Annotated in this window: 23 protein-coding genes; 15 read left to right on the top strand and 8 right to left on the bottom strand. The window is 48.2% G+C overall.

What is annotated here, in order from left to right; translation table 11 throughout:
• Positions 1-98: 98 nt before the first annotated feature.
• On the bottom strand, positions 99-884 hold the full coding sequence (locus K7B07_RS25980) for an SDR family oxidoreductase (protein ID WP_223713468.1): 786 nt from the start codon (positions 882-884) through the stop codon (positions 99-101).
• Positions 885-891: 7 nt separating this feature from the next.
• Complete coding sequence (locus K7B07_RS25975) at positions 892-2,466, bottom strand: M1 family metallopeptidase (RefSeq protein ID WP_223713467.1); 1,575 nt, start codon at positions 2,464-2,466, stop codon at positions 892-894.
• 287 nt (positions 2,467-2,753) lie between these two features.
• On the opposite strand from K7B07_RS25975, the gene K7B07_RS25970 reads away from it, so the two are divergent.
• From K7B07_RS25970 to K7B07_RS25950, 5 genes are read left to right on the top strand one after another with little or no spacing between them, the layout of a single operon-like run.
• Positions 2,754-3,377, top strand: coding sequence for an SRPBCC family protein (locus K7B07_RS25970; RefSeq protein WP_223713466.1), 624 nt, complete (start codon positions 2,754-2,756; stop codon positions 3,375-3,377).
• Between the two features lie 3 nt (positions 3,378-3,380).
• Positions 3,381-4,175, top strand: coding sequence for an SDR family NAD(P)-dependent oxidoreductase (locus tag K7B07_RS25965; protein ID WP_223713465.1), 795 nt, complete (start codon positions 3,381-3,383; stop codon positions 4,173-4,175).
• A gap of 4 nt (positions 4,176-4,179) precedes the next feature.
• A complete protein-coding gene (locus tag K7B07_RS25960; RefSeq protein ID WP_223713464.1) occupies positions 4,180-5,172 on the top strand; it encodes an NAD-dependent epimerase/dehydratase family protein in 993 nt (330 codons plus the stop codon).
• Between the two features lie 32 nt (positions 5,173-5,204).
• Positions 5,205-6,296 carry a sensor histidine kinase gene (locus K7B07_RS25955; RefSeq protein WP_223713463.1) on the top strand — a complete coding sequence of 364 codons (1,092 nt, stop codon included), beginning with the start codon at positions 5,205-5,207 and terminating at the stop codon, positions 6,294-6,296.
• Between the two features lie 12 nt (positions 6,297-6,308).
• Complete coding sequence (locus K7B07_RS25950; protein ID WP_223713462.1) at positions 6,309-7,079, top strand: LytR/AlgR family response regulator transcription factor; 771 nt, start codon at positions 6,309-6,311, stop codon at positions 7,077-7,079.
• A 67-nt stretch (positions 7,080-7,146) separates the two neighbouring features.
• Here the strand turns inward: K7B07_RS25950 and K7B07_RS25945 are convergent, their stop codons facing one another.
• Positions 7,147-7,857: a rhomboid family intramembrane serine protease gene (locus K7B07_RS25945; RefSeq protein WP_223713461.1), complete on the bottom strand. Its 711-nt coding sequence runs from the start codon at positions 7,855-7,857 to the stop codon at positions 7,147-7,149.
• 32 nt (positions 7,858-7,889) lie between these two features.
• Positions 7,890-8,528, bottom strand: a complete 639-nt coding sequence (locus K7B07_RS25940) for a J domain-containing protein (RefSeq protein WP_262903593.1) — start codon at positions 8,526-8,528, stop codon at positions 7,890-7,892.
• 217 nt (positions 8,529-8,745) lie between these two features.
• Here K7B07_RS25940 and K7B07_RS25935 point away from each other — a divergent pair, with 217 nt between their 5' ends.
• On the top strand, positions 8,746-10,179 hold the full coding sequence (locus tag K7B07_RS25935; RefSeq protein ID WP_223713460.1) for a DUF6600 domain-containing protein: 1,434 nt from the start codon (positions 8,746-8,748) through the stop codon (positions 10,177-10,179).
• Between the two features lie 132 nt (positions 10,180-10,311).
• Here the strand turns inward: K7B07_RS25935 and K7B07_RS25930 are convergent, their stop codons facing one another.
• Positions 10,312-12,723: a hypothetical protein gene (locus K7B07_RS25930; RefSeq protein ID WP_223713459.1), complete on the bottom strand. Its 2,412-nt coding sequence runs from the start codon at positions 12,721-12,723 to the stop codon at positions 10,312-10,314.
• Between the two features lie 236 nt (positions 12,724-12,959).
• On the opposite strand from K7B07_RS25930, the gene rpmI reads away from it, so the two are divergent.
• Positions 12,960-13,157: a 50S ribosomal protein L35 gene (gene rpmI / locus K7B07_RS25925; RefSeq protein ID WP_223713458.1), complete on the top strand. Its 198-nt coding sequence runs from the start codon at positions 12,960-12,962 to the stop codon at positions 13,155-13,157.
• A gap of 50 nt (positions 13,158-13,207) precedes the next feature.
• Positions 13,208-13,552 (top strand): 50S ribosomal protein L20, encoded by a 345-nt coding sequence (rplT, locus tag K7B07_RS25920; protein ID WP_223713457.1) that lies wholly within the window; start codon positions 13,208-13,210, stop codon positions 13,550-13,552.
• Positions 13,553-13,618: 66 nt separating this feature from the next.
• On the opposite strand, the gene K7B07_RS25915 is transcribed toward rplT, so the two are convergent.
• The gene (locus tag K7B07_RS25915) at positions 13,619-14,470 is read right to left on the bottom strand and encodes a hypothetical protein (RefSeq protein ID WP_223713456.1); all 852 of its coding nucleotides are present in this window, start codon (positions 14,468-14,470) and stop codon (positions 13,619-13,621) included.
• Positions 14,471-14,729: 259 nt separating this feature from the next.
• Here K7B07_RS25915 and K7B07_RS25910 point away from each other — a divergent pair, with 259 nt between their 5' ends.
• The 6 genes from K7B07_RS25910 (at position 14,730) to K7B07_RS25885 (ending at position 21,984) form a co-directional block, all read left to right on the top strand.
• The gene (locus tag K7B07_RS25910; RefSeq protein WP_223713455.1) at positions 14,730-16,202 is read left to right on the top strand and encodes a type III PLP-dependent enzyme domain-containing protein; all 1,473 of its coding nucleotides are present in this window, start codon (positions 14,730-14,732) and stop codon (positions 16,200-16,202) included.
• Positions 16,203-16,499: 297 nt separating this feature from the next.
• The gene (locus tag K7B07_RS25905; protein WP_223713454.1) at positions 16,500-17,651 is read left to right on the top strand and encodes an META domain-containing protein; all 1,152 of its coding nucleotides are present in this window, start codon (positions 16,500-16,502) and stop codon (positions 17,649-17,651) included.
• 80 nt (positions 17,652-17,731) lie between these two features.
• Complete coding sequence (locus K7B07_RS25900; RefSeq protein WP_223713453.1) at positions 17,732-18,175, top strand: META domain-containing protein; 444 nt, start codon at positions 17,732-17,734, stop codon at positions 18,173-18,175.
• A gap of 282 nt (positions 18,176-18,457) precedes the next feature.
• Positions 18,458-20,605 (top strand): elongation factor G, encoded by a 2,148-nt coding sequence (fusA, locus tag K7B07_RS25895; protein ID WP_223713452.1) that lies wholly within the window; start codon positions 18,458-18,460, stop codon positions 20,603-20,605.
• 192 nt (positions 20,606-20,797) lie between these two features.
• Positions 20,798-21,079, top strand: a complete 282-nt coding sequence (locus K7B07_RS25890) for a GNAT family N-acetyltransferase (RefSeq protein ID WP_223713451.1) — start codon at positions 20,798-20,800, stop codon at positions 21,077-21,079.
• A gap of 155 nt (positions 21,080-21,234) precedes the next feature.
• A complete protein-coding gene (locus K7B07_RS25885; protein WP_223713450.1) occupies positions 21,235-21,984 on the top strand; it encodes a lysophospholipid acyltransferase family protein in 750 nt (249 codons plus the stop codon).
• Between the two features lie 136 nt (positions 21,985-22,120).
• Here the strand turns inward: K7B07_RS25885 and ccsA are convergent, their stop codons facing one another.
• Together ccsA and K7B07_RS25875 are read right to left on the bottom strand one after the other, a co-directional pair.
• Complete coding sequence (ccsA, locus tag K7B07_RS25880; protein WP_223713449.1) at positions 22,121-24,718, bottom strand: cytochrome c biogenesis protein CcsA; 2,598 nt, start codon at positions 24,716-24,718, stop codon at positions 22,121-22,123.
• Between the two features lie 6 nt (positions 24,719-24,724).
• Positions 24,725-25,177 (bottom strand): cytochrome c maturation protein CcmE domain-containing protein, encoded by a 453-nt coding sequence (locus K7B07_RS25875; protein ID WP_223713448.1) that lies wholly within the window; start codon positions 25,175-25,177, stop codon positions 24,725-24,727.
• Positions 25,178-25,526: 349 nt separating this feature from the next.
• Here K7B07_RS25875 and K7B07_RS25870 point away from each other — a divergent pair, with 349 nt between their 5' ends.
• The gene (locus K7B07_RS25870; protein ID WP_223713447.1) at positions 25,527-25,877 is read left to right on the top strand and encodes a HesB/IscA family protein; all 351 of its coding nucleotides are present in this window, start codon (positions 25,527-25,529) and stop codon (positions 25,875-25,877) included.
• The last annotated feature ends 1 nt before the right edge of the window (position 25,878 follow it).

The following is a 25,878-nucleotide window of genomic DNA, read 5'->3' as shown; positions in this document are numbered from 1 at the left end:
TGGGATATGAACGGATAATAATGAAGGCGGTGTGCCGTTAAGCGATCCGGTAAAGTTTAACTGCTGACTTTTCACCATCGACTGCTCACTTTCCGTATTTAAACACTCTTTATCAATCCGCCGTCAATCGCAATGCTGGTTCCGGTAATATAGGCTGCTTGATCCGAAGCCAGGAAGGTGACGAGGTCGCCCATCTCCTCCGGCTTGCCCAGGCGCTTCATCGGGATGCTTTCGAGTGCCTGTTCTTTATAGGCCTCCAGCGGCAGGCCCTTTGCGGCAGCCTCCCTTTCGTATAGCTCCAGGATGCGGTCGGTTTCGAAATTACCGGTAAGGATATTATTGACCGTTATATTGTCCTTCGCCACCTGCGTGGCCAGGGTCTTGCCCCAGGTTACCACCGCAGAGCGGATGGTATTGGATAAAGCCAGTGCTTCAATAGGCTCTTTAACCGATCGCGAAGTAAGATTGATGATGCGCCCGAACCGGTGGGCGATCATATGGGGCAATGCCTTTTCCGTAGTGTACTGAACGGTCCGGAACAACAGGTTGAATGCCGTAACATAGTCCGCATCCTTTTTCTCAAGTGCAGTACCCGGGCTGGGCCCACTGGTATTGTTTATCAGCAGGTCCACCTGGTTGTTTGCAAAGTAGTCATCCATTTTGTTTTTGTATGCATCTATATCCGAAAAGTCGGCCACCAGGTATTGATGCTGCTGGTTCCCGGAACAGGGTAAGCTGGTCACCAGCTGCTGAAGCGTGTACTCCCTCCGCGCAAGGAGGGTCACTGAAGCCCCTGAGGCCGCCAGCTGCAGGGCGATGGCTTTTCCCAAACCGCTGCTGCTGGCACCCACCAGTGCTTTTTTATTCGTTAAAGAGATCTGCATAAATTATTTATTGAGTAATGGATCCTTCTTTTTTCAGAAGCTCGAAAAAGCGGTCAAGGTTCGTTCCCAGACTTTTTTCAAAAGAAGCCTTCAGGTCTTCCGGCTGCGGATGCTTATTATTCCAGGTATCGAAATAGTCGCGGAATGCCTGGTCTACCTTTTCCTGGCCGAACTGGCGCTCGAGCAGGTACATCCAGATAGAGGTCTTGATATAGGAGACCAGCCCATAGTCCTCCGATGTTTTGAAGTCAGCGGCGGGTTGTTCTATAGGACTTTGCATGGGGATTTGTGAAAGCGCAAAATAAACCCGCTCCTGGAATTCCTTCACCGGTAACTTTTTGATCTCTTCGGGGATGGCTTCACGGGCCACCGAATTGTAATGGTATTTTTCTGCTTCATACCGGAACTGGTAGTAGGTGTTCAGCCCTTCATCCTGCCAGGTATGTGCGCGCTCATTGGAGCCCAGCATGCTCATGAACCAGTTGTGCCCCACTTCATGGGCAATAACACCATCTAGGTATTCCTTTGTGGCATCAGGACAGGTGATCAGGGTGATCATGGGGTATTCCATGCCCCCGCTGGAATTGTTTTTAGGCCCTTCAAAAGCCTGAACGGTCGGGTACTGGTATTCACCGATCCATTTGCTGTAATGCTGAACGGCATCCTTCACATAGTCGATGCTGTTATTCCATAAGGTACCGGGCTGGTTGTGGTAATAGGTGAAGGCATCCACGGTTTTATTTTTCAACTGTATGGTGTCATATTGAATGATCAGGCCTTTTTCTGCAAACCATGCAAAATCCGGAACATTCTGAGCGGTATACGTAAGGGTTTTGGTGCCGGGCTTTGCCGCTTTGTAAAGCGATGGGGTGGTTCTGTTGGTAGCATTCTTTTTCCCCAGGGTCTTGTAGTGCTCCAGCTCGTCCTTATCCTGCAGTACACCCGTTGCGCCAACCACATAATCGGACGGCAGGGTTATTTTAACATTGTAATCAGCATATTCACTATAAAACTCACCCATGTCAAGGTAAGGAAACTCGTGCCAGCCACTCTTGTCAAATACGGCCGGTTTCGGATACCACTGGCAGATCATGTACTCGCCGTCGGAAAAACCGGATCTTGAAAAATAGGAAGGGAGCTTCACGTGGAAGTCGGTAGTAATGGTAACAGAAGCTCCCGGCTTCAGCGGCGCCGGCAATAGTACCTTGATGATGTCAATGTATTCCGGGTTGGAATGCGGTACTGTTTTAGCGGGCTTTCCATCTACCTTAAAATTGAGTCCATCAATGGAGCCATATGTTACCGCATCCAGTTTCTCCTTACGGGAAAGATCAGAGTGTATCTGTTTGAACAGGGCTGTTGAATCATTCTTGTAGGCATTGGGCCAGAGATGAAACCAGATAAAGTCCAGTGTTTCGGGTGAATTGTTTTTGTACTGGATGGACTGTTTTCCGGTAAGCGATTGATTCTTGTCGTTCAAGGTTACCTGCATGTCATATTTCAGGTATTGCTGCCAGTAACCATCCTGCGCAGAACCAACAGCAACAATAGCCATAAAAATGAGCGTAAAGATTTTCTTCATGTATACATTTTTTTTAAAGATAGAAAAAAAATGACAGGTGACGGATTTCCGGTTACTGCAATCAGTTCCGGCGGCGGAAAGTCGGGCTGCAACAGGATATTGGCCGGTAAAAGACTGCTGCCCCGGCCAGGCTGTTAAAGCGGATTTAAGGAAATCTTAAAGATTGTTAAGCCGGTAAAGTCAGTTCCGGTTCAGTTACATAAGCAACATTCCAGCGGGGAAATCATACGGCTCGTATACTATTCCTTTAAAAGGGATCACGGGCAGTTTATGTTTGTAAAAAAAATATGAAACAAACACTTTTAATCTTTTTTCTGATACTGTTCTGCGGCCGCCTGCTTGCAGCTCCCGGCGGTGACTTTAAGCTGGTGAAGACCTCCAACGGGATCAATCTCTATGAGCGCTGGGTAATGCATAACGGCAGCAAGGTGCGGGAACTGAAGGTTTCTTTTGAGGTAACAGGTGTCGGTTTTTCAGATGTGGTAACGCTGCTGAAAGATGCCGGCAAGGGAGGCCGCTGGAATGTGAAATCGAGTCAGTATAAAATCGCCGTAACAAGGGATGCAAACGTATGGCTGAATTATATCCGTTATGCATTGCCCTGGCCCATGGAAGACCAGGACTGCAGTCTGAAGTTTTTTTATACCCCGACGGGAGGTTCCGGAGCGCAGACCATCTATTTCGAAAGCGTGCAGCACCAGGTATATCCCCGGTTAAAGAATGTGACCCGGCTGGAGGGCACATCCGGGCGATGGGTGCTGGATCCGCTGGGTGGGCAGGAAGCCCGGATTACTTATCAGATCCTTACCAATAAAAGCGCAAGCGTACCCCGCTGGGTTTCGGACCCGATCGTCTATGATAATATCCTCAACACGATGTACCGTTTTAAATCATTACTGCAACAGCATTAAACTATGAATAAAAAATATACCTTGATCACAGGAGCCAGCGGCGGACTGGGAAGCGCATTTGCCCATTGCTGCGCCCGACTGAACAGGAACCTGATCCTTATCGCCCTTCCGGGAAGCGCTATAAAAAAAATGGGAGAAGAGCTCAGCCGGTTCTACCAGGTTGATATAAAGGTTTTCGAATTTGACCTGACGGACCGGCCTTCATTTGACGCGCACGTTGAGATGATCAGCCGCAATTTCTCGATCGATTTCCTCATTAATAACGCGGGTATGGGAGGAACGGTATCGATGCTGGATTGCGCGCCAAAGGTGATCGATAAGATCATTCAGCTCAACATTGGTTGTACGGCGCTGCTTACCCGGCAGCTGTTACCCCTGCTGCTGGAGCACGACCGGAGCTTTGTGTTGAACATCGCGAGCATGGCGGCCTTTTCGCCGATCGCCTACAAAACCGTATACCCGGCATCAAAGGCATTTGTGTCTTCCTTTTCATTAGGGCTGCGGGAAGAAATGCAGGACCGGGGCGTTTCGGTAAGCGTGGCGTATCCCGGACCGATCATGACGAATTCCAATACTTCGCAGCGGATCCTGTTACAGGGATATAAGGGCCGGCTGGGGCTGTTCTCCACAATGGACCTGGCCAACCGGATCCTCCGGCAAACGCTGGCAGGACGGGCCACCATTGTGCCCGGCTGGTGGAACCGGATGAACCAGAAACTGATGGGACTGATCCCCCCCACAATAAAAGTACGGCTGATCTCGGGAGCTATTAAACGTGAACTGCAATTAACCCATTAAAAAAATGTCAAAGGTACTGATAACAGGCGCCAGCGGATTGCTGGGGTATAATACAGCGCTGGAATGCTGCCGGCACGGACTTGAAGTAAGAGTGCTGGTCCGGAAATCGTCCAATACCAATTTATTGAACGGGCTTTTTTGTGAAGTGTATTATGGCTCGATCGAAAACGGTGCAGAGGTACTGACCGCGGTGAAAGACTGCGATTATGTAGTACACACTGCATCACTTACCGAACAATGGGGAAAAAGCCGGGAAGATTATGAACAGGTGAATATCCGGGGTACGGAACACATCATCCAGGCTTGCCTGCACCACGGGGTAAAGCGGCTTGTTTATATCAGCACTGCCAATACCATGGCACCGGGTTCGCTGAAGCAACCGGGCACCGAACTGAATTCTTTTTCACTTTTCAGGATCAATTCGCCTTATATCAATACAAAGTACATTGCCCAGCAGAAAGTACTGGAGGCCGTGGTGGAGCGGCAATTGCCCGCGGTGGTACTGAATCCTACTTTCATGATCGGAGCGCATGATCTGAAGCCGAGTTCGGGGCAGATCCTGAAATATGCGATGAACAAATGGCTGTTGTTCTGTCCGCCCGGCGGAAAGAACTTTGTTCATGTACGGGATGTGAGCCGGGCTATAGTAGAGGCCTGCACACAGGGCGCGAACGGTGACTGTCTGCTGATTGCCGGGGAGAACCTGAGCTATCGCGAATTTTTCCGGATCGTGAACCGGCTGGCACAGCAAAATCCCGTTATGCTGCGGATCCCGCGCTTTATCTTAAAGATCGGCGGATTGCTGGGTACCGCCCTGGGAAAGATAACAGGGAAACGGTTGAAACTCAACTATGCATCGGCATACTTATTATGCCTTGATAATTATTATTCGGGACAAAAAGCTGCTCGGGCCCTGGGACTTACCTATACACCGGTTACCACTGCCGTGGAAGAAGCGCTTGACTGGTTTCAAAAAAACAATAATTCTTCCGTATGATTTTAGGAGCTATAGTACTAATTTTAAGGCGCATGACGAAACGGCAATTTGAAATAATGCTGCAGCATCCGATGGTAAAATACATCGCGCGGATTGTGATCCTTTATGGTTTCAGTGTTGTATTCCGTTCTTTTGATATGTCGTTTAAAAGCGATGCGGATTCTTCTTTTTTCCGCGAACAATCCTTCAGCCTGATGTTTGTTTCACTGGGTCTGCTGATCTGGGAAGGAGGAGAGCGGCTGTCGCGGTTATTGCAGAAGGGCACCGTCAAGAAAAGATTTCCCTACACCATTTTGTTCCTTTGCCTTGGCCTGATTATATATGGGGTTTTTGCTGCTTTTTTGTTTGGTCTTACCTATTCTTTTTTTGATATTTATTTTTTTAACAACTATGAAGCATGGAAAAGCTTCAGCGCTCTCAGCTACGACCTGATCTTTGGAGCATTTATTTTCTACCTGTTGATATTGAGCTTTAGCGGGATCCTTTTTTATTACAAGAACTGGCAGGAGGCCCGCCTGAATGCCGAGCGGCTGAAACGGGAGAACATGCAGGCACGTTATGATGTGCTGAAAAGCCAGATCGATCCGCATTTCTTTTTTAATTCCCTGAGTGTGCTTACCGGTCTTGTTTATAAAAGCGCCGATCTTTCCGCGGAATATATCACCCAGCTTTCCAAATGCTACCGGTATATCCTCGATCAGAAAGAAGAGAACCTTGTTTCGCTGCAGACCGAATTGTCATTCCTGGAGTCCTACCTGTTCCTGATCCGGATCCGGCATCAGAATAGTATCCTGTTCCATATCGATCAGCCTTCCGAAACGCAGCAGTATTCGATGCTTCCGCCTTCTGCACTGCAGATGCTGGTGGAGAATGCGGTAAAGCACAACCGCTTTGCCGCAAACGATCCGCTTCATGTGAACATCCGGTTCACCGATCATCATATTATTGTGTCCAACGACCTCCGGAAGCGAAACGGCATCCGGTTCTCTACGGGGGTAGGACTTTCCAATATCCGCAAAAGATATGAGCTGATCACCAATGAACAGGTGGAGATAATTGAGGCAGACGGGAATTTTGTGGTAAAACTTCCTTTTCTTCCGGAGACCTTAAAAGACCAATTTTAACCAGGAACCGTTATGAATGTTATCATTTTTGAAGACGAAAAACTGAACGCCGACCGTCTGATCCAGCTGCTGGAGGCCCTGGTGCCGCGTTTGAATGTGCTGAAAGTGATCGAATCGATCGATGAAGGAAAGAAGTGGCTGGCCACGAACGGCGCGGATGCAGACCTGGCATTTATGGACATTCAGCTTTCGGACGGAAATTGTTTTGAATTGTTTCAGCAAACAGAAGTGCGGATGCCGGTGATCTTTACAACCGCCTATGATAAATTTGCACTACAGGCATTCAAGGTGCACAGCATCGACTACCTGATGAAGCCCATCGACAAAACGGAGCTGGAACGGGCGTTGCAGAAATTCAGTTATTTTAAACCGCAGGCAAACCCGGTACTGGATCTTTCGCGGATCGCGGAGGCTTTTTACCGCCAGGAGAATACCCGCTTTATCGGAAGAGCCAACAACCAGATCGTGTATGTAAAATCAAAGGATATTGCCTGTATCTATTATGCAGATGGCATCACCAAGGCCATAACGCATGCCGGGAAAAAAGTACCGCTGGATTATTCGCTGGATCAGATGGATAAGCTGCTTAATAAAACCCTGTTTTTCCGGATCAACCGGAAGATGATCGTTTGTATTGATGCCATTGTAAAGATCAACAGCTACTACAACAGCCGGCTGATCCTGCAGCTGAACCCGGAAATGGAACTGGATACCGTTGTAAGCAGGGAGCGGGTGGGGCTGTTCAAGAGCTGGCTGGAAGGCCGTGAGACGACGGTGTTGTAGCGGATTGAAAAGTGAACGGAGTTACAGCTGACTGCTGATTACTGATAGCTTACAGCTGATCACTCCTTCAAAAAGGATACCTGTTCACTGCCGTTGGGCGTTTGTTTGCAAAGAACCGCACCAGCAGCATGCCTGCAAGAAACCCCCCGATATGGGCCGCATAGGCCACCCCCGATTGCTCGCGGCCACCGATGGTATTGACCTGGCTTACGATCTGCATCACGATCCAGATACCAAGCGTGATCACCGCCGGTACGTTAAAGGAAAACAGCAATGCCCAGATGCGCACTTTATTTCTGGGGAACATTACAAGATAGCCCCCCAAAACACCGGAAATGGCACCGGAGGCGCCAAGACTGGGGACCAGCAATCCATCATCAAGGATGAATGACATAAGCACATGCGAGCAGGAAGCGAGGACGCCGCAAAGCAGGTAGAATACCAGGTAACGGAAATGGCCCATGGCATTTTCGATATTGTCTCCAAAAATGGAGAGATAAAGCATATTCCCAAAAATATGTGCAATGGAACCATGCATGAACATGGAAGTTAAAATAGTGGCATAGACCGGAACAGGGGTTACCTCAAGATCATTCGGTCCGGCAATATCCTGTCCTGTAAGGATCTCTCCCGGAACGGTGGAAAAACGCAGCAGGAAATCGATATTGGTGCCGAACCGCTGATAATAAACAAAAACAAAAATGTTGAGTGCAATTAGCAGATAATTGACATAGGGAGTCAGGGTACGCCCCGTATTGTCATCTCCGATCGGCATCATAGCTGTAATGATTTAAAATTAGCCCCGGCCTTTCATAAGGAATAGGCAATGATTACGCAAAGTAGGATAATTAATAATAAAATCAAAAAGGGCTTAATACGGTTGAACCGGATGGTATTATGGATCTCCCGCCGTTTCTTCCCGATCGCCAGGCGCGTTTGCTCGGGAGCATGGATCTTTTCCAGTACATCGAGCAGGAGCAGCTGATCCTTCGGATAAAGCAGGAAAAGACAATCCATGATCCATTTTACAATTTCCTGGTTGATGTCCTCCTGGTTGAACCGGTTGAGCAGATCGGTCTTTTCCGGTGTGATCAGCTCCAGCAGGGATTGATGAACGCCTTTTTTGTCCACCCGGTGTTCGTCGTAAAGATGTAGCTGCCGGTGGGTTGCCAGAACGGCCTGCAGCAATTGCGGCGGTGTGTTGTCCGGAGCAACCGCTTTTTTTCCCATCGACTGGTAGAGCCAGCGTTCCCGCAGGTATTGTTCTTTTAACCCTGGCCGGGTAAGGGTAAGATAAGCTTCCTTTATCAGACTGAAATGTGCTGCAGCATAAACATCCGAAGGGTTTTTATCCGGGTGATAGCGATGGGCGAGTTTACGGTAGGCGATCTTTATCTCGGCTGTTGTGGCAGAGGGAGGAAGTCCCAGTATTTGATAATAATCCTTCAATGATCCGATGATTTATTCCGGCATCCCGGGGAACCGAATGGTTTCATTTGCAAATGTTAACAAATTTTGCTTAAATTTTTCTTAACAATTGTTAGTTTGAGCCTCCTTATGGCAACTTCAACGCCAAATCGGCGTCTATTAATCAAGAGGGCGCGACAGCATAAAATGCCTGCCACCCGGATAACAATTTTAACTCAAACAAAATAATTGATTTAACATGAAACGACTTATTAGCACAATCAGCTTTGGTTTATTTCTGGCGCTGGCTTTGTCCGTTTCGCAAAAAACGGCCGCTCAGCCGCGGGTTGGTGTCAGCATCAACTTTCAGACCTTCTATGACGAGCTGAGCCCTTACGGGGAATGGATCGATTACCCGGACTACGGGTATACCTGGCGTCCGCGGGTAGGCTCCGATTTCCGGCCTTATGCCTCCAATGGCCAGTGGGTATATTCAGACGGGGACGACTGGATGTGGGCTTCTGACTATGACTGGGGATGGGCGCCATTCCACTATGGCAGATGGTTCTATGATCCTTCTTACGGATGGCTTTGGGTGCCGGGCTATGAATGGTCTCCCGGATGGGTGGCCTGGAGAGGCGGCGGAGACTATTACGGATGGGCACCACTGCGCCCGGGAATCAGTATCAGCATTGGCTTTGGCAGTTATAGCCCGCCTTATGATTACTGGACCTTTGCACCCTGCCGGTATATGGGGTCGCGTTATATAAGCCGATATTACTATCCCTACAGGAATAATGTGACGATCATCAACCATACCACGATCATCAATAACTATGGCGGGCGTAACGGCGGAAGACGCGGATATTATACAAATGGCCCCCGCCGTACAGATGTGGAGCGGTATGCCGGCCGGATACAACCGGTACGGGTAAGGGACGCAAGCCGCCCGGGCCGTACTTCAGTAGGAAGGAACGGAGTGAGCGTGTACCGTCCATCCGTTCAGCGCAGCAACAGCAGTAATACCCGCTATGCTCCGAGAACAGTAGAACAATATAACCGCGATGCAGCGCGGACCGACCGGGGAAACAGCAGTCGTGGAAATGCAACAAATGGAAGGCGGACCGATGTGGTAAGAGACCGTCAGAATGATTCCAGGACCGAAAACCGGAGTACCGACCGTACTAACCGTACTGCCACTGAAGGGCGGGTACAGCGGGAGCGTACCGGAAATGATTCCCGGACGGATCAGTTGCGGCAACGCAGGGCAGATAACGAAAACCTGAGAAATAATGATGCAGCAACCCGTCAGCAGCAAATGGAGGCGCGGAACAGGGAAAACGTACAGCGGACGGAACAGCTGCGCCGGCAACGGGACCAGCAGGCAGCGGCCCGCAGCAACCAGGAAAACGCGCAGCGCACAGAGCAGCTGCGTCAGCAACGCCAGCAGCAGATGGAAGCCCGCAGCAATCAGCAAAATGCGCAGCGGGAACAACAGATGCGTCAGCAGCAGGAACGGCAGAATACGCAGCGCATGGAGCAGACACGTCAGCGTGAAAGTATGCAACGGCAACAGGCTACCCGCAGCCGTGAGGCCCAGGTTCAGCGAAGTGCACCTCAAAGAAGTGAGAGTGGCGGGTATCGCGGTGGTGGTGGCGGCAGCCGCAGCCGCTCCGAAGGTGGAAGAAGATAATAAAGTGTAACGTTTAGTTTTTCATAATTTAAAGTGTATGAAACAGCCCCGTTCCCGGGGCTGTTTTTTATAGAGAGTACGTAGGATGATCTTTGTTTGCCGGACGGGAACCTGCTGCATGCCTGATAGTGATCATTCCATGTTTTCTTCGTGATGGATCAGTTTGCCATCTACTGTCATTCCCTGGATCACTACGCGGAATGCATCCGTAACATCATTGTTGTAAAAAGATACCACCACTTGTTTTTTATTGGCATCCACCACTACGTTCGGGTTCCAGTAAATGGTGGTGCGCACATCCTTGTCGGCATCCGGTGCCACAAACTCGCTATAGTACTTGGGTACATAAAATTCCCGTATGGCGGTATACCCTTCGATCCGGCTGGCCGACAGGCCCTTACCGGGTTCGGGCTTGATATCGTCTCCGCGTCTCGTATAAATGGCGATGGCCCCGTTGGCTCCGTTGGTACCACCCATAAAGGGCGGGCGGAATGCCTTGATGTAAGCGATATCGTTCACATTAATGGAAGATGCAAAGCTCACATCGGCGGGCATTTCATCAATATAGATCTGCGGTGATCCGCCTCGCCAGTTCAGGGAAGCATTGGAACCGCTTCCCGAGATCTGCAGACCGGCTACCTTCCCCTGCAGATAGGTAAAGATATCGATCGCGCTTTTTGCGAAAGGATCGTTGAGCACATCAAACTGTATGGAATTCATATCGCCTTTGAAAAGCCCCGAAGAATATTTTTCATCCAGCAGCTGAACCGGCGATTTTGTCTTGGCCGCCACGGTTACGGCTTCCAGCTCCTTATATCTGTTTTTCTCTGCGATGGCATTGGCAGCATTTGCAAGCTGCAGGTGATAGGCACTTCCTGCTGTATCGCCTTTGAAAGGAGTGGTCCAGAAATTACCCGGATCCGGAACACGGAGCTTATCCGGCATGAACTGCACCATGGATCCCTCCAGGGTCTTATCCTGGATCTTATAGGCCACGCGGGCGGTATCAAAAAAGACAGACGAAGGGTCATTGAACCGCCCGTCTTTTGTAATCGGTATCATAAGGACCTTGCCCTCGGCGTCCTTTTGTGTCATCATTACAATGATGGAAGACGCCGGAGAAATGGAAGAAGGCATGATCCCTGCCAGTTTGCCTGATACGGAGATATAGGCCGTGTCTCTGGGATAACGGATGGACGGCAGTTCTCCTGCCATGATTTTTTCCCAGTTAAAGCGGCGCCAGCCGTTGGTAAGCATCACGAGATCCAGGTTTTGCTGTGCCTTCAGGGAGCTGTCTTTAAAATAATAAGCGGGATTGGAGACCTTGCCTTTTAGTTCACCGGTAAGCATCAGGGTGGAAAGAATGTTCTCGGTGCTGTCGCCGCCAATGGCCAGATCCGTAACCGCAACAGAAAGCGATGCGGGGATGGCTTCCGGAAGGGAAATGACCAGCTCATTTCTTCCGCGATGACTCAACCCCCAATGCTCCACTTCCATGCCGGCCTCCCAGGCATAACCGGAAGTGTTATTGACATACGTGATGCGCTCTGCCAGTGGCTTCCAGTCCTTGTCAAAAACAGTGATCGTAAGGATCCCGTAGGGAAGACTTTCCAGCGGAATACTGCCGGAGACCGGCGCATCTGCGTTCAGGGCGCGGGTTATAGTGAATACCGGATGCTGGTACATTGTACCGATAACATGTATACTGTCGATGCCGGCAGTACCTGGTGCCGCTGCTACTTCAAAACTCCGCTTACCTGGTGTCAGGCCGACTTTTAAAACAACCCCGTTCGGTTTTACAGCAGGAAGGGGGGTGGTATACTCATTTTTCTTATCATCCTTCCATTTTGCGGTATATTTTCCGTTAGCCCTGGGGTTAAGCAATATATATCCCATACCATCATGGATGTTCCGCAGGCTGTCTACAAACTTGCCGGCTTCATCCACCACAACCCCGGATAGCTTTACCGGGTCGCCAAAGGCAGTCACGGCCTTATAGGCCATTTTGCCGGCAATCCCTGCTACCGCATCCCCGCCTTCCGGGAAAAAGGTAAGCGTTGGTTTGAGATCGGCGCCTTTTCCGGGAGCAGGGGGCGTAGCGCTGACCACCGGAAGTTTTTTGCTGTAAAGAAAGCTGCTGTCAAAATTCAGCATCCAGCTGGTATAAGCCTTGATGGTAAGCGATTTGCCGGAATAGGTTGCCGGAAGATCGAACTGGCCGTTTGTCATGCCATTTACCAGCGGACTTGCAGTATGCTGAAGCACTTTCCCCTTGTCATCGATCCAGTCGATATAAAAGGTCTTGCTGGCTTCTGCGGGCACTATTTCGGAAAGCAGGTAGGCTTTGAACCATACGGTTTCACCGGGAGAATAACTGCTTTTGTCAAAATGAATATAGGCCCTTTCCGGGGTGAAAGCACCGGCGAAACGTTCGATCTTTCCCGTTATATCCTGCGCCCTGGCTGTATTCAGCAAAAAGGCGATGGCCGGCAACAACAGCCCAAGCCTTTTATAACCGGCTGAGTTCATTAGTCTTATCATCATAGTAAAAGCGAAAATTAACATTTGTGGCGTAATTACAAGCCACTTGGAACCCCAATTTTATGATAATTTTAATGAAAGACCGCAGCCCGGTGATATTTTTGCGGTCCTGCATGCGTTTTTTGGATTAATTCCGTACTTTTGCATCCCGTTTTTAACGGAGCATTACTGAAGAGGTCCAAAAAGGGTGGCGCCCGGGCGTCAACACCTCAAAGGTGTAACAAGAAAAAAGGTAAAAAATGCCTAAAGTAAAGACAAATTCCAGTGCTAAAAAACGTTTTAAAGTAACTGCAACTGGTAAAATCATCCATCAAAAGAGTTTTAAACGTCACATTCTGACCAAAAAATCAACCAAACGCAAACGCGGTATGCGTATTGACGGTGTTGTTGCAAAATCCAATATGAATTTTGTACAGCGCTTATTGCGTTTGAAATAAGCGAAAGCTTGATTTTTTATTTTATTCATTACAATTAAAATTATTCAGATATGCCACGTTCAGTAAACTCAGTAGCTTCTAAAGCCCGCCGGAAAAAAATATTAAAACAGGCCAAAGGCTTTTACGGCAAACGTAAAAATGTATTTACCGTTGCCAAAAACGTTGTAGAAAAAGGGATGACCTACATGTATGTGGGTCGTAAATTAAAGAAAAGAGATTACCGCTCTTTGTGGATCGCCCGTATCAACGCGGCAGTTCGCGAAGAAGGAATGACCTATTCTGTTTTCATCAATAAATTAAAAGAAAAGCAGATCGACCTGGACCGTAAGGTACTGGCAGACCTGGCGATGAACAACCCCGAGTCGTTCAAGGCGCTGGTTGCTTCTGTGAAGTAAGCCGGTTTAAAAATACAATGAAGGGCTGTCTCGGATACGGGACAGCCTTTTTTTATTTGACACGGCCTAATTAAAATAATAGCTCATGCCCAGTGCGGCATATTGCATCTTCGGCTTCCTTCCCGGCACATCACCCGGCTGCTCTTTATAGATTTTTGAAAAATGATGCGTAAAAAGGGCCTGTAACGAAAACCGGGCATTCAGTGCCTGTTCTACTTTTGCCTGTGCCGCCATGCCCGCTGTATGATAGTCGTCCTTCGCCTGGCTTTTTGTTTGCCTTAGCAGCGTACCCTGGATCGGCGGTGGTGTCAACTCCTCCTTATAAGTGTGGGTGGTGCTTTGCACCAGCAGATAGGGGACCACACCCAGACCGATGGCTGTTTTTCTTAGCAACTTGTATTTTGCTCCTATTTGCAGCTGTGCATAGAGGTGGCGGACCGTTCCCTGTTTGAAATTCTTTTCTGTGTTTTCAGGAGAAATGATATAGGGTTTGCCCGAACTAAAAAGCCGGTCTGAAAAGCCACCCGCATAACCGTCGAACTGAACACTAATGGCGCGGAAGCCGGGCATGTTCAGATCGTATATATCGCCGCTGGATCGGAAGTCCAGGGCCGTATGTGCCCGGTAGCTGGTCATTACCAGCCCCGCAGCAGCTTCCAGCGAAAGCCGCTTTACCGCTGTCGGAACCACGAACCCGCCGGAGAGCCCTGCCCCTAATTGCCGGTCAAACTCAGATCGCGCAGCCACAGTGGCCCGCACCGGTTCGTTATCGATGGTTGTATTATAGGATGTGGTATTGCTGGTTTTCCGGATCAGCGAAAGATTGCCTTCGGGCCGGATAAACCAATGCACCTGGGCGGGCCCGGGTATTGCAAACAAAAGGGATAACAATAACAGAAAAAAAATAGAACGGCTCATACCAGGATTTTGATTTAGGGCAAAGCTAAGGAAGAATGAGCTGCTGATGAACATCAGGGAAGCAGCCGGAATTTATTTTGCAATATAACGGCGTTGGTGTGCAGGAAGAAACCCCGCTTTCAGCTAAAAAATAATAATAAAAAGGAATTCAATATAAATTTGATTTTTATCAAAGTATTTAAGGAATTGCCTAATTTAGCAGGCAAATTTTAAAAAAAGAAACCTTAAAGCTGCCGGCATTCACCGGATTGATTGGGTAATGAATAATTCATACTTAGGCTTAGTAGACCAGACCTTTAACTTTCCGCAAGAGGGAATAGAAGTTGAAGACGGGTATCTGAAATTTAACGGCATTGATCTGAAAGCGCTGATCAAAAAACATGGCACACCTCTTAAGGTCAGTTACCTGCCCAAGATCGGGATCAATATCAACAAGGCCAAGCAGTATTTCCAGACTGCCATGAAGCGGCATAAGTATGAGGGCTCCTACTTTTACTGCTACTGTACCAAGAGCTCGCATTTCTCTTTTGTTGTAGAGGAGGCATTAAAGCATAATATCCATCTGGAGACTTCTTTTGCCTATGATATCGACATCATTAACCAGTTGTACAAAAGAAGGAAAATTACAAAGGACATCAATATCGTTTGTAACGGATTCAAACAAAAAGCATATACCTCAAGGATCGCCAAGCTTATTAACAACGGCTTTAAGAATGTGATCCCGGTTCTCGATAATAAACAGGAACTGCAGATGTACAAACGGAGCATCAAAAGCAAGGAACCGTTTAAACTGGGGATCCGTATTGCCGCAGAGGAAGAACCGACATTTCCCTTCTATACCTCACGTCTGGGGATCCGGGCAAAGGATGTACTGGAATTTTATGTAGATGAGATTGAAGGGAACGAAGATAAATTCCAGCTGAAGATGCTGCACATCTTTTTAAATAAAGGGATCAAGGATGATATCTATTACTGGAGCGAACTGCGTAAAAGCATCAACCTCTATTGTCAGCTAAGGAAGATCTGTCCCGAGCTGGATTCCATCAATATCGGCGGCGGTTTCCCCATCAAACACAGCCTGGCTTTTGAATACGATTATCAGTTCATGATCAATGAGATCATCAGCAATATCAAGTCGGCCTGCAAAAAAGCAAAAGTTCCCGTGCCCAATATTTATACGGAGTTCGGAAGCTATACCGTAGGGGAGAGTATGGCACATATTTACAGCGTTATCGGGGAAAAAGTACAGAACGACCGTGAAACCTGGTATATGATCGATTCCTCGTTTATAACCACCCTGCCGGACACCTGGGGGATCGGGGAAAAATTCCTGATGCTGCCGATTAATAAATGGAACAATGAATACCAGCGGGTGGTGTTGGGGGGCATTACCTGTGACGGCCATGATTATTATGATTCGGAAGAGCACATTAATGAAGTGTTTTTACCCAAAATAAAAAACGACAACGGTGTAGGGGGGCTGGGTGTGCCGGCGATAGAAGCCACACCCAAAAATGCGGAAAGCGATGCGGAGCCACTGTATGTCGGTTTTTTTCATACCGGGGCTTACCAGGACCAGATCAGCGGGTACGGAGGTATCAAGCATTGTCTTATCCCTTCGCCCAAGCACATCATCCTGGAATACGACAAGAACGGCAAACTGATCGAATGGGTGTATGCAAAGGAGCAGACCTCGCAAAGTATGCTGAAGATACTGGGATACCTGAGATAGTATAAAAGGCGACTAATTGCCGGAGAACGATTTTGTTAAAAGAGCAGCTATAGCGGATGCTCTTTTTTATTGGGCGTACCTGTACTTTAAACATGCAGCCCTTAAAAAACGGACAGGATCATCATATGATTATCCGGAGGACAGCGCAACCATCAAATATGCATTTGCAGGCAGTTGCCACAGCAGCGCAAAGAATACAAAGAAAGTAAATCTGAATTTCGTTAGTTTTAATATTTAATCGGATAGCGTGCCGGATTTAGCACCGATGCCGGAATATAAATTTCTTATGCACCTTTTATGAAAGATCGCTTAAAAATCTGTTTCGCCGTATTTGGAATCGCAATGATGATCGCCTGCAACCGGAGCGCCGCGCCGCTCACAAGCACACTGCATACAGAAGGCCTTCACCATAAATGGACCATAACTGCGCTCAATGGCTACGGCGGAGCGTTGACCAATGCAAGTTTTGACCTCCGGAATGTGCACCGGTCCTATGCCGCCGCGGGTTGCGACACTATAAAGCTTACACCACGGTTTGGCCATAATAGCCGGATCTCCCTGGATGACCTCGGTTTTTATGCTGATACGCGTAATTGCGGGGATGCAGCGCTGCGTACTGCGCTAAAGGACAACCTTGGTAAAGCGTACCGGTTCCGGCTGGAGGACGGCCGGCTGGAGCTGGCTGATGACCACGGCGGCAGCCTGTTAAAGGCGGTCGTTTCTGCAGAGGATGAAAAGGGGAGTATCAGCCGCAAATGGAAGATCACAAAAATGATCAATGTAACATCCGACAGCTTTGCAATGGTTGACCCCTTTATCGATCTCAGCAACCTGGCTGCCTCCACAGCATTCGTGGGATGCAATCAGTTCCGTTTCCCGGTAACGGTGGCTCCTCCTTTTACTGTTTCGATCGGGCAGATCGCCGGTACTAATAAATATTGTAATGAGGCCGCCGGATTTGAATCCATTATCAGCAAGGCATTGCCGCTGGTGGCCAAATACCAGGTGATCGGTAACCGGCTGAAACTGTTTGATAAGGAGGATGTACTGTTGCTGGAAGCCGTGGAGGCCATAGAGGAAACTCCGGTTTATCCGAACGGATGGAATCCCCTGCGCAGGGAATGGATGCTGAAGCAGCTGAAAGGGGTGGCGGATGACCTGGTGATTAAGTCCAGGGCCTCCATCAACCTGGCGGATCTGTCCAGTACGCAGGGAAAGGCAGGGTGCAACCAGGTACGGTTCCAGACGGCCACCGGTTCCGGTTCAGGGGTCCGTTTTTCCGGCATTGTAGGTACCGAAATGTTTTGTGAAGGGCTTATGCCCGTTGAAGAGGCCTACCTGAAGACGATGCCCCTGATCCGGACTTATGAGATCAGTGGCCATTTTATAAAGTTTAAGGATGAAGCCGGCAACGTGCTGATTGAGGCGGTTGCGGCAGACTGGGATTGATTTCCCGGCAGTGTTGCATTTGCGGGTTTGGGTACGTCTTCTTATTGTAAGTGATCAAAAAAACGCACTTAACGATTGTTATGAAACAACTGTTTACTGTTTTACTCGCTGCAGGGTTTTTACTAACCGGATGCTCGAAAGACAAAAATGTGAACCAGCCCGTTCCTTTGGAATTAAAGGGCAACTGGGCCATCTCCTATGCAAAAGATGTGTCCGCCCTTCAGTTTGACGTTACCCGGACGGCCTATCCGACAATAAGTTTTAAGGACAGGTCCGGCAATGCTTCTGCGGGATGCAATATCATTCAGTTCGGAGTAAGAGCACCGGGAACGGGAAATGATTTAATATTAAACAATTTAAGCATAACAAATATAGCTTGTGTAAACTATGCCCCCACCGAAACGGGGATCATGAAAAACCTGGAGCTTACACAGCGTTTTAAAATAGAGAACCGGGAACTGAAGTTGTTCGATGGCAACGGGACAATACTGCTGAAGGCGGATCGGATTTACGCAATTGATTGATTATTATTAAAATAGTAAGCTTTTTTTAGATCTGAACATCAAATTGCCGGTGTCTGGTGCCCGACAGGGAATCCACTATCCCGATTTTGTCCACACTTCAGTACTTTAGGAAAAATTTCCCTTTTTTTTACATATTTATCGTACCTTTGCGCCCTGAAATTTGCTTTTTAGGGCAGATTTTGGTGTGCCTGACCAGGGCGGGGACGCTGAAGAGTGCGACGCAACAGCAGCTGAATCAGGGATCTGAAGCTGGTTAACAAAAAAATAATAATTTAAACACTTATGGCAGATTTAAAATTTCAAAGGAACTTTGGTATTGCCGCTCACATTGACGCCGGTAAAACCACTACAACTGAACGTATTTTGCGTTACACCGGTATGATTCACCGAATTGGTGAGGTACACGAAGGTGCTGCTACAACCGACTGGATGGATCAGGAAAAAGAACGTGGTATTACCATTACTTCTGCCGCTGTTAGTTGCCAGTGGAACTTTCCCACTGATAAAGGAAAGGCTACCGCTGATACAAAAAAATATTCTTTCAATATCATTGATACTCCGGGACACGTGGACTTTACCGTAGAGGTAGAGCGTTCCATGCGTGTACTGGATGGCCTGATCGCGCTGTTCTCCGCGGTGGATGGGGTGGAACCTCAGTCGGAGACCGTATGGCGCCAGGCCAACCGTTACCGGGTACCCCGTATCGGTTTTGTGAACAAAATGGACCGTCAGGGTGCTGATTTTCTGAACGTGGTAAAACAGGTTCGGGAAATGCTGGGCGCAAAAGCAGTGCCCCTGCAATTGCCCATCGGCGCTGAAGATAATTTTAAAGGCGTGGTGGACCTGATCAAAAATACAGGGATCATCTGGGATGATGCCACAGAGGGAATGACCTATACGGAAGTGCCCATTCCGGATGAAATGAAAGCAGAAGTGGAAGAGTGGAGAGCGCAGCTGATCGAGGCAGTAGCTGAGTATGATGACCAGTTAATGGAAAAATTCTTTGAAGATCCTAACACGATCTCTGAAGATGAGATCCATGAGGCCATCCGCAAGGCAACCATCGACCTGAGCATCGTTCCGATGATGTGTGGTTCTTCTTTCAAAAACAAAGGGGTACAAACCGCACTGGATGCAGTTTGCCGTTACCTGCCTTCCCCGGTTGATGTGGAAGCGATCGAAGGATCTGATCCTAACGATCCTGAAAAGAAGATCATCCGCAAGCCGGATGCAAAAGAACCGTTTGCTGCACTGGCGTTTAAGATCATGACCGATCCGTTCGTGGGTCGCCTGGCCTTCTTCCGTTGCTACAGCGGTCGCCTGGATGCCGGTTCTTATGTACTGAATGTAAGAAGTGGTAAGAAAGAGCGGATCAGCCGTATCATGAAAATGTTCGCCAACAAGCAAAACCCGATCGATTTTATCGAAGCCGGTGATATCGGTGCTGCTGTAGGTTTCAAGGAAATTAAAACAGGAGATACCCTTTGTGATGAAAACCACCCGATCGTACTGGAAAATATGTTCATTCCCGAGCCCGTTATCGCTATTGCCGTTGAGCCTAAAACGCAGGCGGATGTTGATAAAATGGGTATGGCGATCGCCAAGCTGGTGGAAGAAGATCCGACGCTGCGTGTAAATACAGATGAAGATACCGGCCAGACCATCCTTCGTGGTATGGGTGAGCTGCACCTGGAGATCATCATCGACCGTATGAAACGTGAGTTTAAAGTAGAAGTAAACCAGGGTGCACCCCAGGTGGCTTATAAAGAAGCGTTCAATGCTACTATCGAGCACAGGGAAACGCTGAAGAAACAAACCGGTGGTCGTGGTAAATTTGCCGATATCCAGTTCAGCCTGGGTCCGGTGGATGAAGACTGGAAGAAAGAAAACCCTGATAAAAACTACCAGTTTGTAAATGACATCTTTGGTGGTTCTATCCCCAGGGAATTTGTACCGGCTATTCAGAAAGGTTTTGAAACCTCAATGACAAGTGGTGTACTGGCAAACTACCCTGTGGATAATATGAAGATCCGTGTATTTGACGGAAGCTTCCACGCGGTGGATTCCGACTCTATGTCGTTCGAACTTTGCGCAAAACAAGGTTTCCGTGAGGCCGCCCGCAAAGCAAAACCCATCCTGCTGGAGCCCATCATGAAGGTAGAAGTGATCACTCCTGAGCAATACATGGGTGATGTTACCGGTGACCTGAACCGTCGTCGTGGTATGATGGAAGGAATGGACACCCGTGCAGGTGCACAGGTGATCAAGGCACAGGTGCCGCTGAGCGAAATGTTCGGCTATGTAACCCAGCTGCGTTCCTTAACTTCCGGCCGTGCCTCCAGCACCATGGAGTTCTCTCACTACACTGCGGCTCCAACAAACATTGCCGAAGAAGTGATCGCAAAAGCAAAAGGAAAGGTTACTGCATAATGCAGGGCTTTAATATCGTTAAAACCCCGGTCTCAAACCGGGGTTTTTTAATGCCCGGGGGTTATTATATTTTAAGTATATTTATGTAAGATACATGAGGTCCGGCCCCGGAGCTAAAGGGGATGGAGGGAGATGTGCTGCGGAATGTACATGGTTGAACGGTTAAAGGATCGTAACGCTCAAAACAACAGCATGGAAATTATACAGGAAGATGATGGAAAAAAAGGCGCTTTTAAGGCCCTGAGTAATGAAACGGTTGCGGGTGAAATGACCTATGTGTGGGCCGGGGATACAAAATTTATCATCGATCATACAGAAGTGGATCCGGCCTTTGCCGGAAAGGGGATCGGGAGGCAACTGCTGATGCGGGCGGTTGCATTTGCCCGGGACCGGCAGCTGAAGATCATGCCGCTTTGTCCTTTTGCCCGTTCGGTATTTGAAAAAACAAAAGAGATCCGGGACGTCCTGTTTTAAGAAGCTGCCGCAACGCCGGCTGAAATGAGATCAAAAGGTGCGGAAACGGCCGTTTTAAAGAACCAGCAGCGAAACAAATTAAATTCAGCTACATTTGTTGCGGCCGCTGGCTGTAACTATTTTAATAAAAATCTGAGTAACGTTTAATTAGAAATATGAGCAAACCGGGAAGCCGCTTAAGAAATTTTAACATCGTAAGGAAGTTTGTTCATTTTACAGTAGGCGTATTTACCTATCCCGGCATTGCAATCGTAAATAAGCTCCGCATCAGGGGAACGGAACACCTGAAAAACCTGCCTTCCCACAATGTATTGTTTGTAAGTAATCACCAGACTTATTTTGTGGATGTGATCACTTTTTTCCATATCCTTTCCGCTTACAAATGGGGCAAGAAAGACCGGCTGGGTTTTCCCTATTATTTCCTGAACCCTTATACAAGGGTGAACTACGTAGCGGCAGAACAAACCATGAAAAGCAGCTGGCTCAGCCGGTTGTTTCTGCTGGCCGGCGGACTTACCGTAAAGCGTACCTGGAATGAAAACAGCGGTGAAAAACGTACCGGCCTGGATCCTTCGGACACAAGAAAGATACAGCGGGCGCTGGATAAGAACTGGGTGATCACATTTCCCCAGGGCACCACTACTCCCTATGCCCCGGCGCGGAAAGGCACCGCACTGATCATCAAACACCACAAACCGATTGTGATACCAGTGGTGATCAATGGCTTTTCCCGGGCCTTCAATAAAACAGGTATCACCTTAAAACGAAAAGGCACGCTGCTGACCGTGACCTTTAAACCGCCTATGGAAATCGACTATGATGCTTCGGCCCAGGAAATTACCGGCCAGATCATGGATGCCATCGAACAAAGCAAACAATACATGCCGGAGGTGCTGCAGCATTGAGCTGCTGGCTGTGAGCAATCAGTCGGGAGCGTTCGGGAGTTAAGCTACAAGCATTGAGAGCGGGAGCGGCATATTACCTGGCAACTTTTTTCAAAGGGCGTATACGCTATAACAGCTGCTTGCCGACAGCTGATAGCTAACTCTCGGCCCTTCTAACCCGGTTCAGCCGCAGCCTCCGGGCCATACTGATCAATGTACCGATCACGGTAATGATCACACCGCCCCAGAGCAGGTTGATATAGGGGAACTTATAGGCCTTTAAGGTTACATATTCCATTACCGCAGACGACTCTTTTACACCGATCTTTGCCACACCATTACTGACATCGTTAAGCTGCAGCACCAGGCTTTGTGCCATCACGGTGTCCTGAGACTGGAACAACACCTGTCCCTTGCCTTTGATCAGCAGCAGGTCCGATTGATAGGAGGGACCACCGATGGACTGTACTTTTAAAGAAGCCGTATACCCGGTGTCGGTCTTATCAAAGTTCTGCAACGGCAGGTTGTCCTTGCCTACCAGCTTTTCCAGCAGGATGAATCCACGGCTGTAAAAGATCGTATCACCTACTTTTTTAGTGGCTACGGCAAATTGCGCAGTGTCTTTATTCTTGGAAGGATCAGGCAATGCAGATACATACGTAAATACATCATGATCCCAGTAATGTCTTGCAGAAGGGTTGGCCATCAGCCCCTCATTTCCTTTATAGTTGATGAAGGCGTTGGGGTAAAGCGTAAAGCTGTCTGAAGGAGATCTGAAATGAATCTTAAAATAAGTAAGTGCTTTCTTCGGGTGTGCAGAATCGCCTTCATAGGTCACTTTGTATTGTCCCATGCTCATCGGCACGCCTTTTACAAGGGTTAGATTTTCCCCCGAGATCTCTTTGCTTTCCTTCCCGAAATCGATAGAAATACCACTGGTATTGTGCGACAATACTTCTTTTTTACCGGCAGACAACAGGATGCCCACCAGTACCAGTCCGAACCCGAAGTGTGCAATAGAGCCCCCGCTGTTCTTAATGCTGCCTTTAAGACTGGTTAACATATAGCTGATGTTGGCCACAACGGCATAGATCCCTGCAACCAATGCGATCCAGATATTGATCAGGAAACCCAATCCTTCTTTGTCGTAATTGATCTTGATCACCACAAGAACAAATGTGGCAATAAGTGCACTGATCAACGTAGGCACTGCGATCTTTTTTAAAAAGATATTTCCGGGTGTGCTTTTATACCGGAAATACTGGGAGATGGCGGTCAGGATACCGATAATGATGGCCACCAGCACCTGGATCTGGTTATAGGCGAACTCACTGTTCTCTCCCGGGGCCGTGTTAAGTTTATAAAGCTTGTTGAACACGGGCAGGGAGGTCTGGAAAATGATGATCAGTGAGGAAAGGAATAATACCAGGGCACCGATAAACATCCAGAATTCGCGGGAACTGGCGCTTTCTTCTTTTTTTACCGCCGGTACCTGCCGGTTCATCAATACGATAAACGTAATGATACCTGCAAGGATCACATATAAAGGAAATCCGGGGATGATTTCTGCAAGAAAATAAGTGCCTATAGAAAGTACGGTGGCCGTGATGGCAATGATGGCCCGCTGACGGTTGGTTGTGGCCGCTACAAAGGGCATTACCCATACAAATACCAGTAAAAACAAAAACAGCTGGCCATTCATGCCGATATCGGCAAAGGCATGCACTGATGCTTCACCCAGGACCCCGCTCTTGGTAAGAAAGGTAGAATATAATACAAACAGGAATTCCAGTCCGAAGAACAGGAAGGTGGCCCTCAATGAAAAGCCCGTGTGTTTGAACACCAGCAGGGTATGCACACCCGCCACCAGGATCAGCCACGGAACCAGCGAGGCGTTCTCCACCGGGTCCCAGGACCAGTAGCCGCCAAAGTTTAATGATTCATACGCCCATTTGGCGCCCATCATAATACCCAGGCCGAAGATGGCAACCGAGAACAGCGCCCAGGGCAGTCCTTTGCTGACCCATTCTTTTGTTTTGCCTGTCCACAGCCCTGCCATTGCATAAGCAAAGGGGAATAGTGTAGAGGCAAATCCGAGAAATAACACAGGGGGGTGGATGGTCATCCAGTAGTTTTGCAGCAATGGATTCAGGTCATTACCATCCTTGATAAGGGTCATATAATCCGGACGGGTGGGGTTGGCCGTATCGAAATTCACGTGCATTACCGGCGCATTGTCCAGTACTCCGGAGTCCCTTAAAAGGATAAAAGGATTGGATCCGATCTTTACATCAAAAATATAAACACCCAGGATCATGGTGGCCAGGAAGAACTGGGCAAAACTTACGATCATCATTACCGGGGCTTCCCATTCTTTATCCTTTCTGATAACAATAAGCCCGAGGATGCAGTGCCAGATGGTCCAGAGCAGGGTACTTCCTTCCTGGCCCTCCCAGAAGGCACTCAGGATATACTTCAGCTCCAGCGACCGGCTGCTGTGCTGCCAGGCATATTTGTATTCGAACAGATGGTGATACAGTATGTGCAGCAGCGCCGCAAAGATGATAAAAACAGCAGCGGTTTCAACAAAGAAGGCCCCACGGGCCAGTTTAAGCCAGGCTTTCCTGTCTTCAGGGATACTAACTTTTGTAGCTTTAAAATAAGCAAAACTGGCTGCCAGCGACGCAACAAGGGAAATCAGTATAAAAAAATGTCCTACTTGTCCGGGCAGTAACTCCTCACCAATATAATTCATTCGTTTCTATTGTTTATCCGCTATTGCGGCAGGCCGGATATTATTGTATGTGGTCTTCCTGTCTTCCTGGGGAACATGTTTGGAAGGGTCCTGATCCTTGTATTTACTGGGACATTTGGTTTGTATACTCTGGCATTCAAACACGGTACCGTTATACTTGCCTTTCATTACCAGGCGCTCACTCAATTCAAAGTTTTCGGGTTTTGGGTTGTGATAGATCACATTTATTTTCTGCCCCAGGCTGTCAACCGCCGTAAATGCAAGATAATTGGGGTTTTTTACCGCATCATATTCCAATGGCGCGCTTTTATCCCATTTGGCCATTAAATGAACGAATTTGCCCGGTTTGGATTTGGCCGTTTCCACCGTATCATACGTGGTGGTCGTCTGTAAAAAACTCACCAGCACTGCGATGGCGGCTGCAACCAATACTAAAAGAATAATATGAATTTTTTTCATTACCGGGGTTTAAAAATTTTGGCAAAGGTACACCAAAACCTGCTCATATTTTACACTAACATTACAATTGAGGAATTGTTGCAGCACTGTTAAAAAATTATCGATTATTGGCCGCTGAGGGGCTGAAACACTGAACATTAGTAATGATTTCAATGGGGAAAACTGGTGCGGAACATCTTTGCGGGTACTATTTAGCCGCTGTGCCCGCAAGGAATCCGCAATGATCGCAGCGGGACGGCGTCGGATGTTTTCGCCTTCTGTGATAAAAGTGTAACTCCAAAGTTTCTGAGTTTCAGCGCTTCTGTGGTGATCCTGCACATCATGCCCATAAAATGATTAATTTTGTAAAATGGAAAACAGAGTAGTGGAAGAAGCACCGGTGCTGCTCACCGATGGTGCGATAAAGGAAATAAAAAAGCTGATGAGCGCCCCTGATTTTGAAGCAGATCAATACCTCCGGCTGGGGGTAAAGGGCGGCGGATGCTCGGGGCTGAGTTATATGCTTGGGTTTGACAAAAAAGAGTCCAACGACAAAATGTTTGAGGTGGCAGGTATTCCCTGTATCATCAATAAAGCACATGAGATATACCTGGCCGGTATGGAGGTTGACTGGTCGGAAGGATTGAACAACCGCGGATTTACTTTTTCTAATCCCAATGCTTCCAGCACCTGCGGGTGCGGAACCAGTTTTGCCGTCTAAA

The sequence above is a fragment of the Niabella beijingensis genome, from assembly GCF_020034665.1.
Taxonomy (GTDB): domain Bacteria; phylum Bacteroidota; class Bacteroidia; order Chitinophagales; family Chitinophagaceae; genus Niabella; species Niabella beijingensis.
The sequence above is the reverse complement of the archived record's forward strand: the minus strand, read 5'-3'. Positions and strand labels throughout refer to the sequence as shown.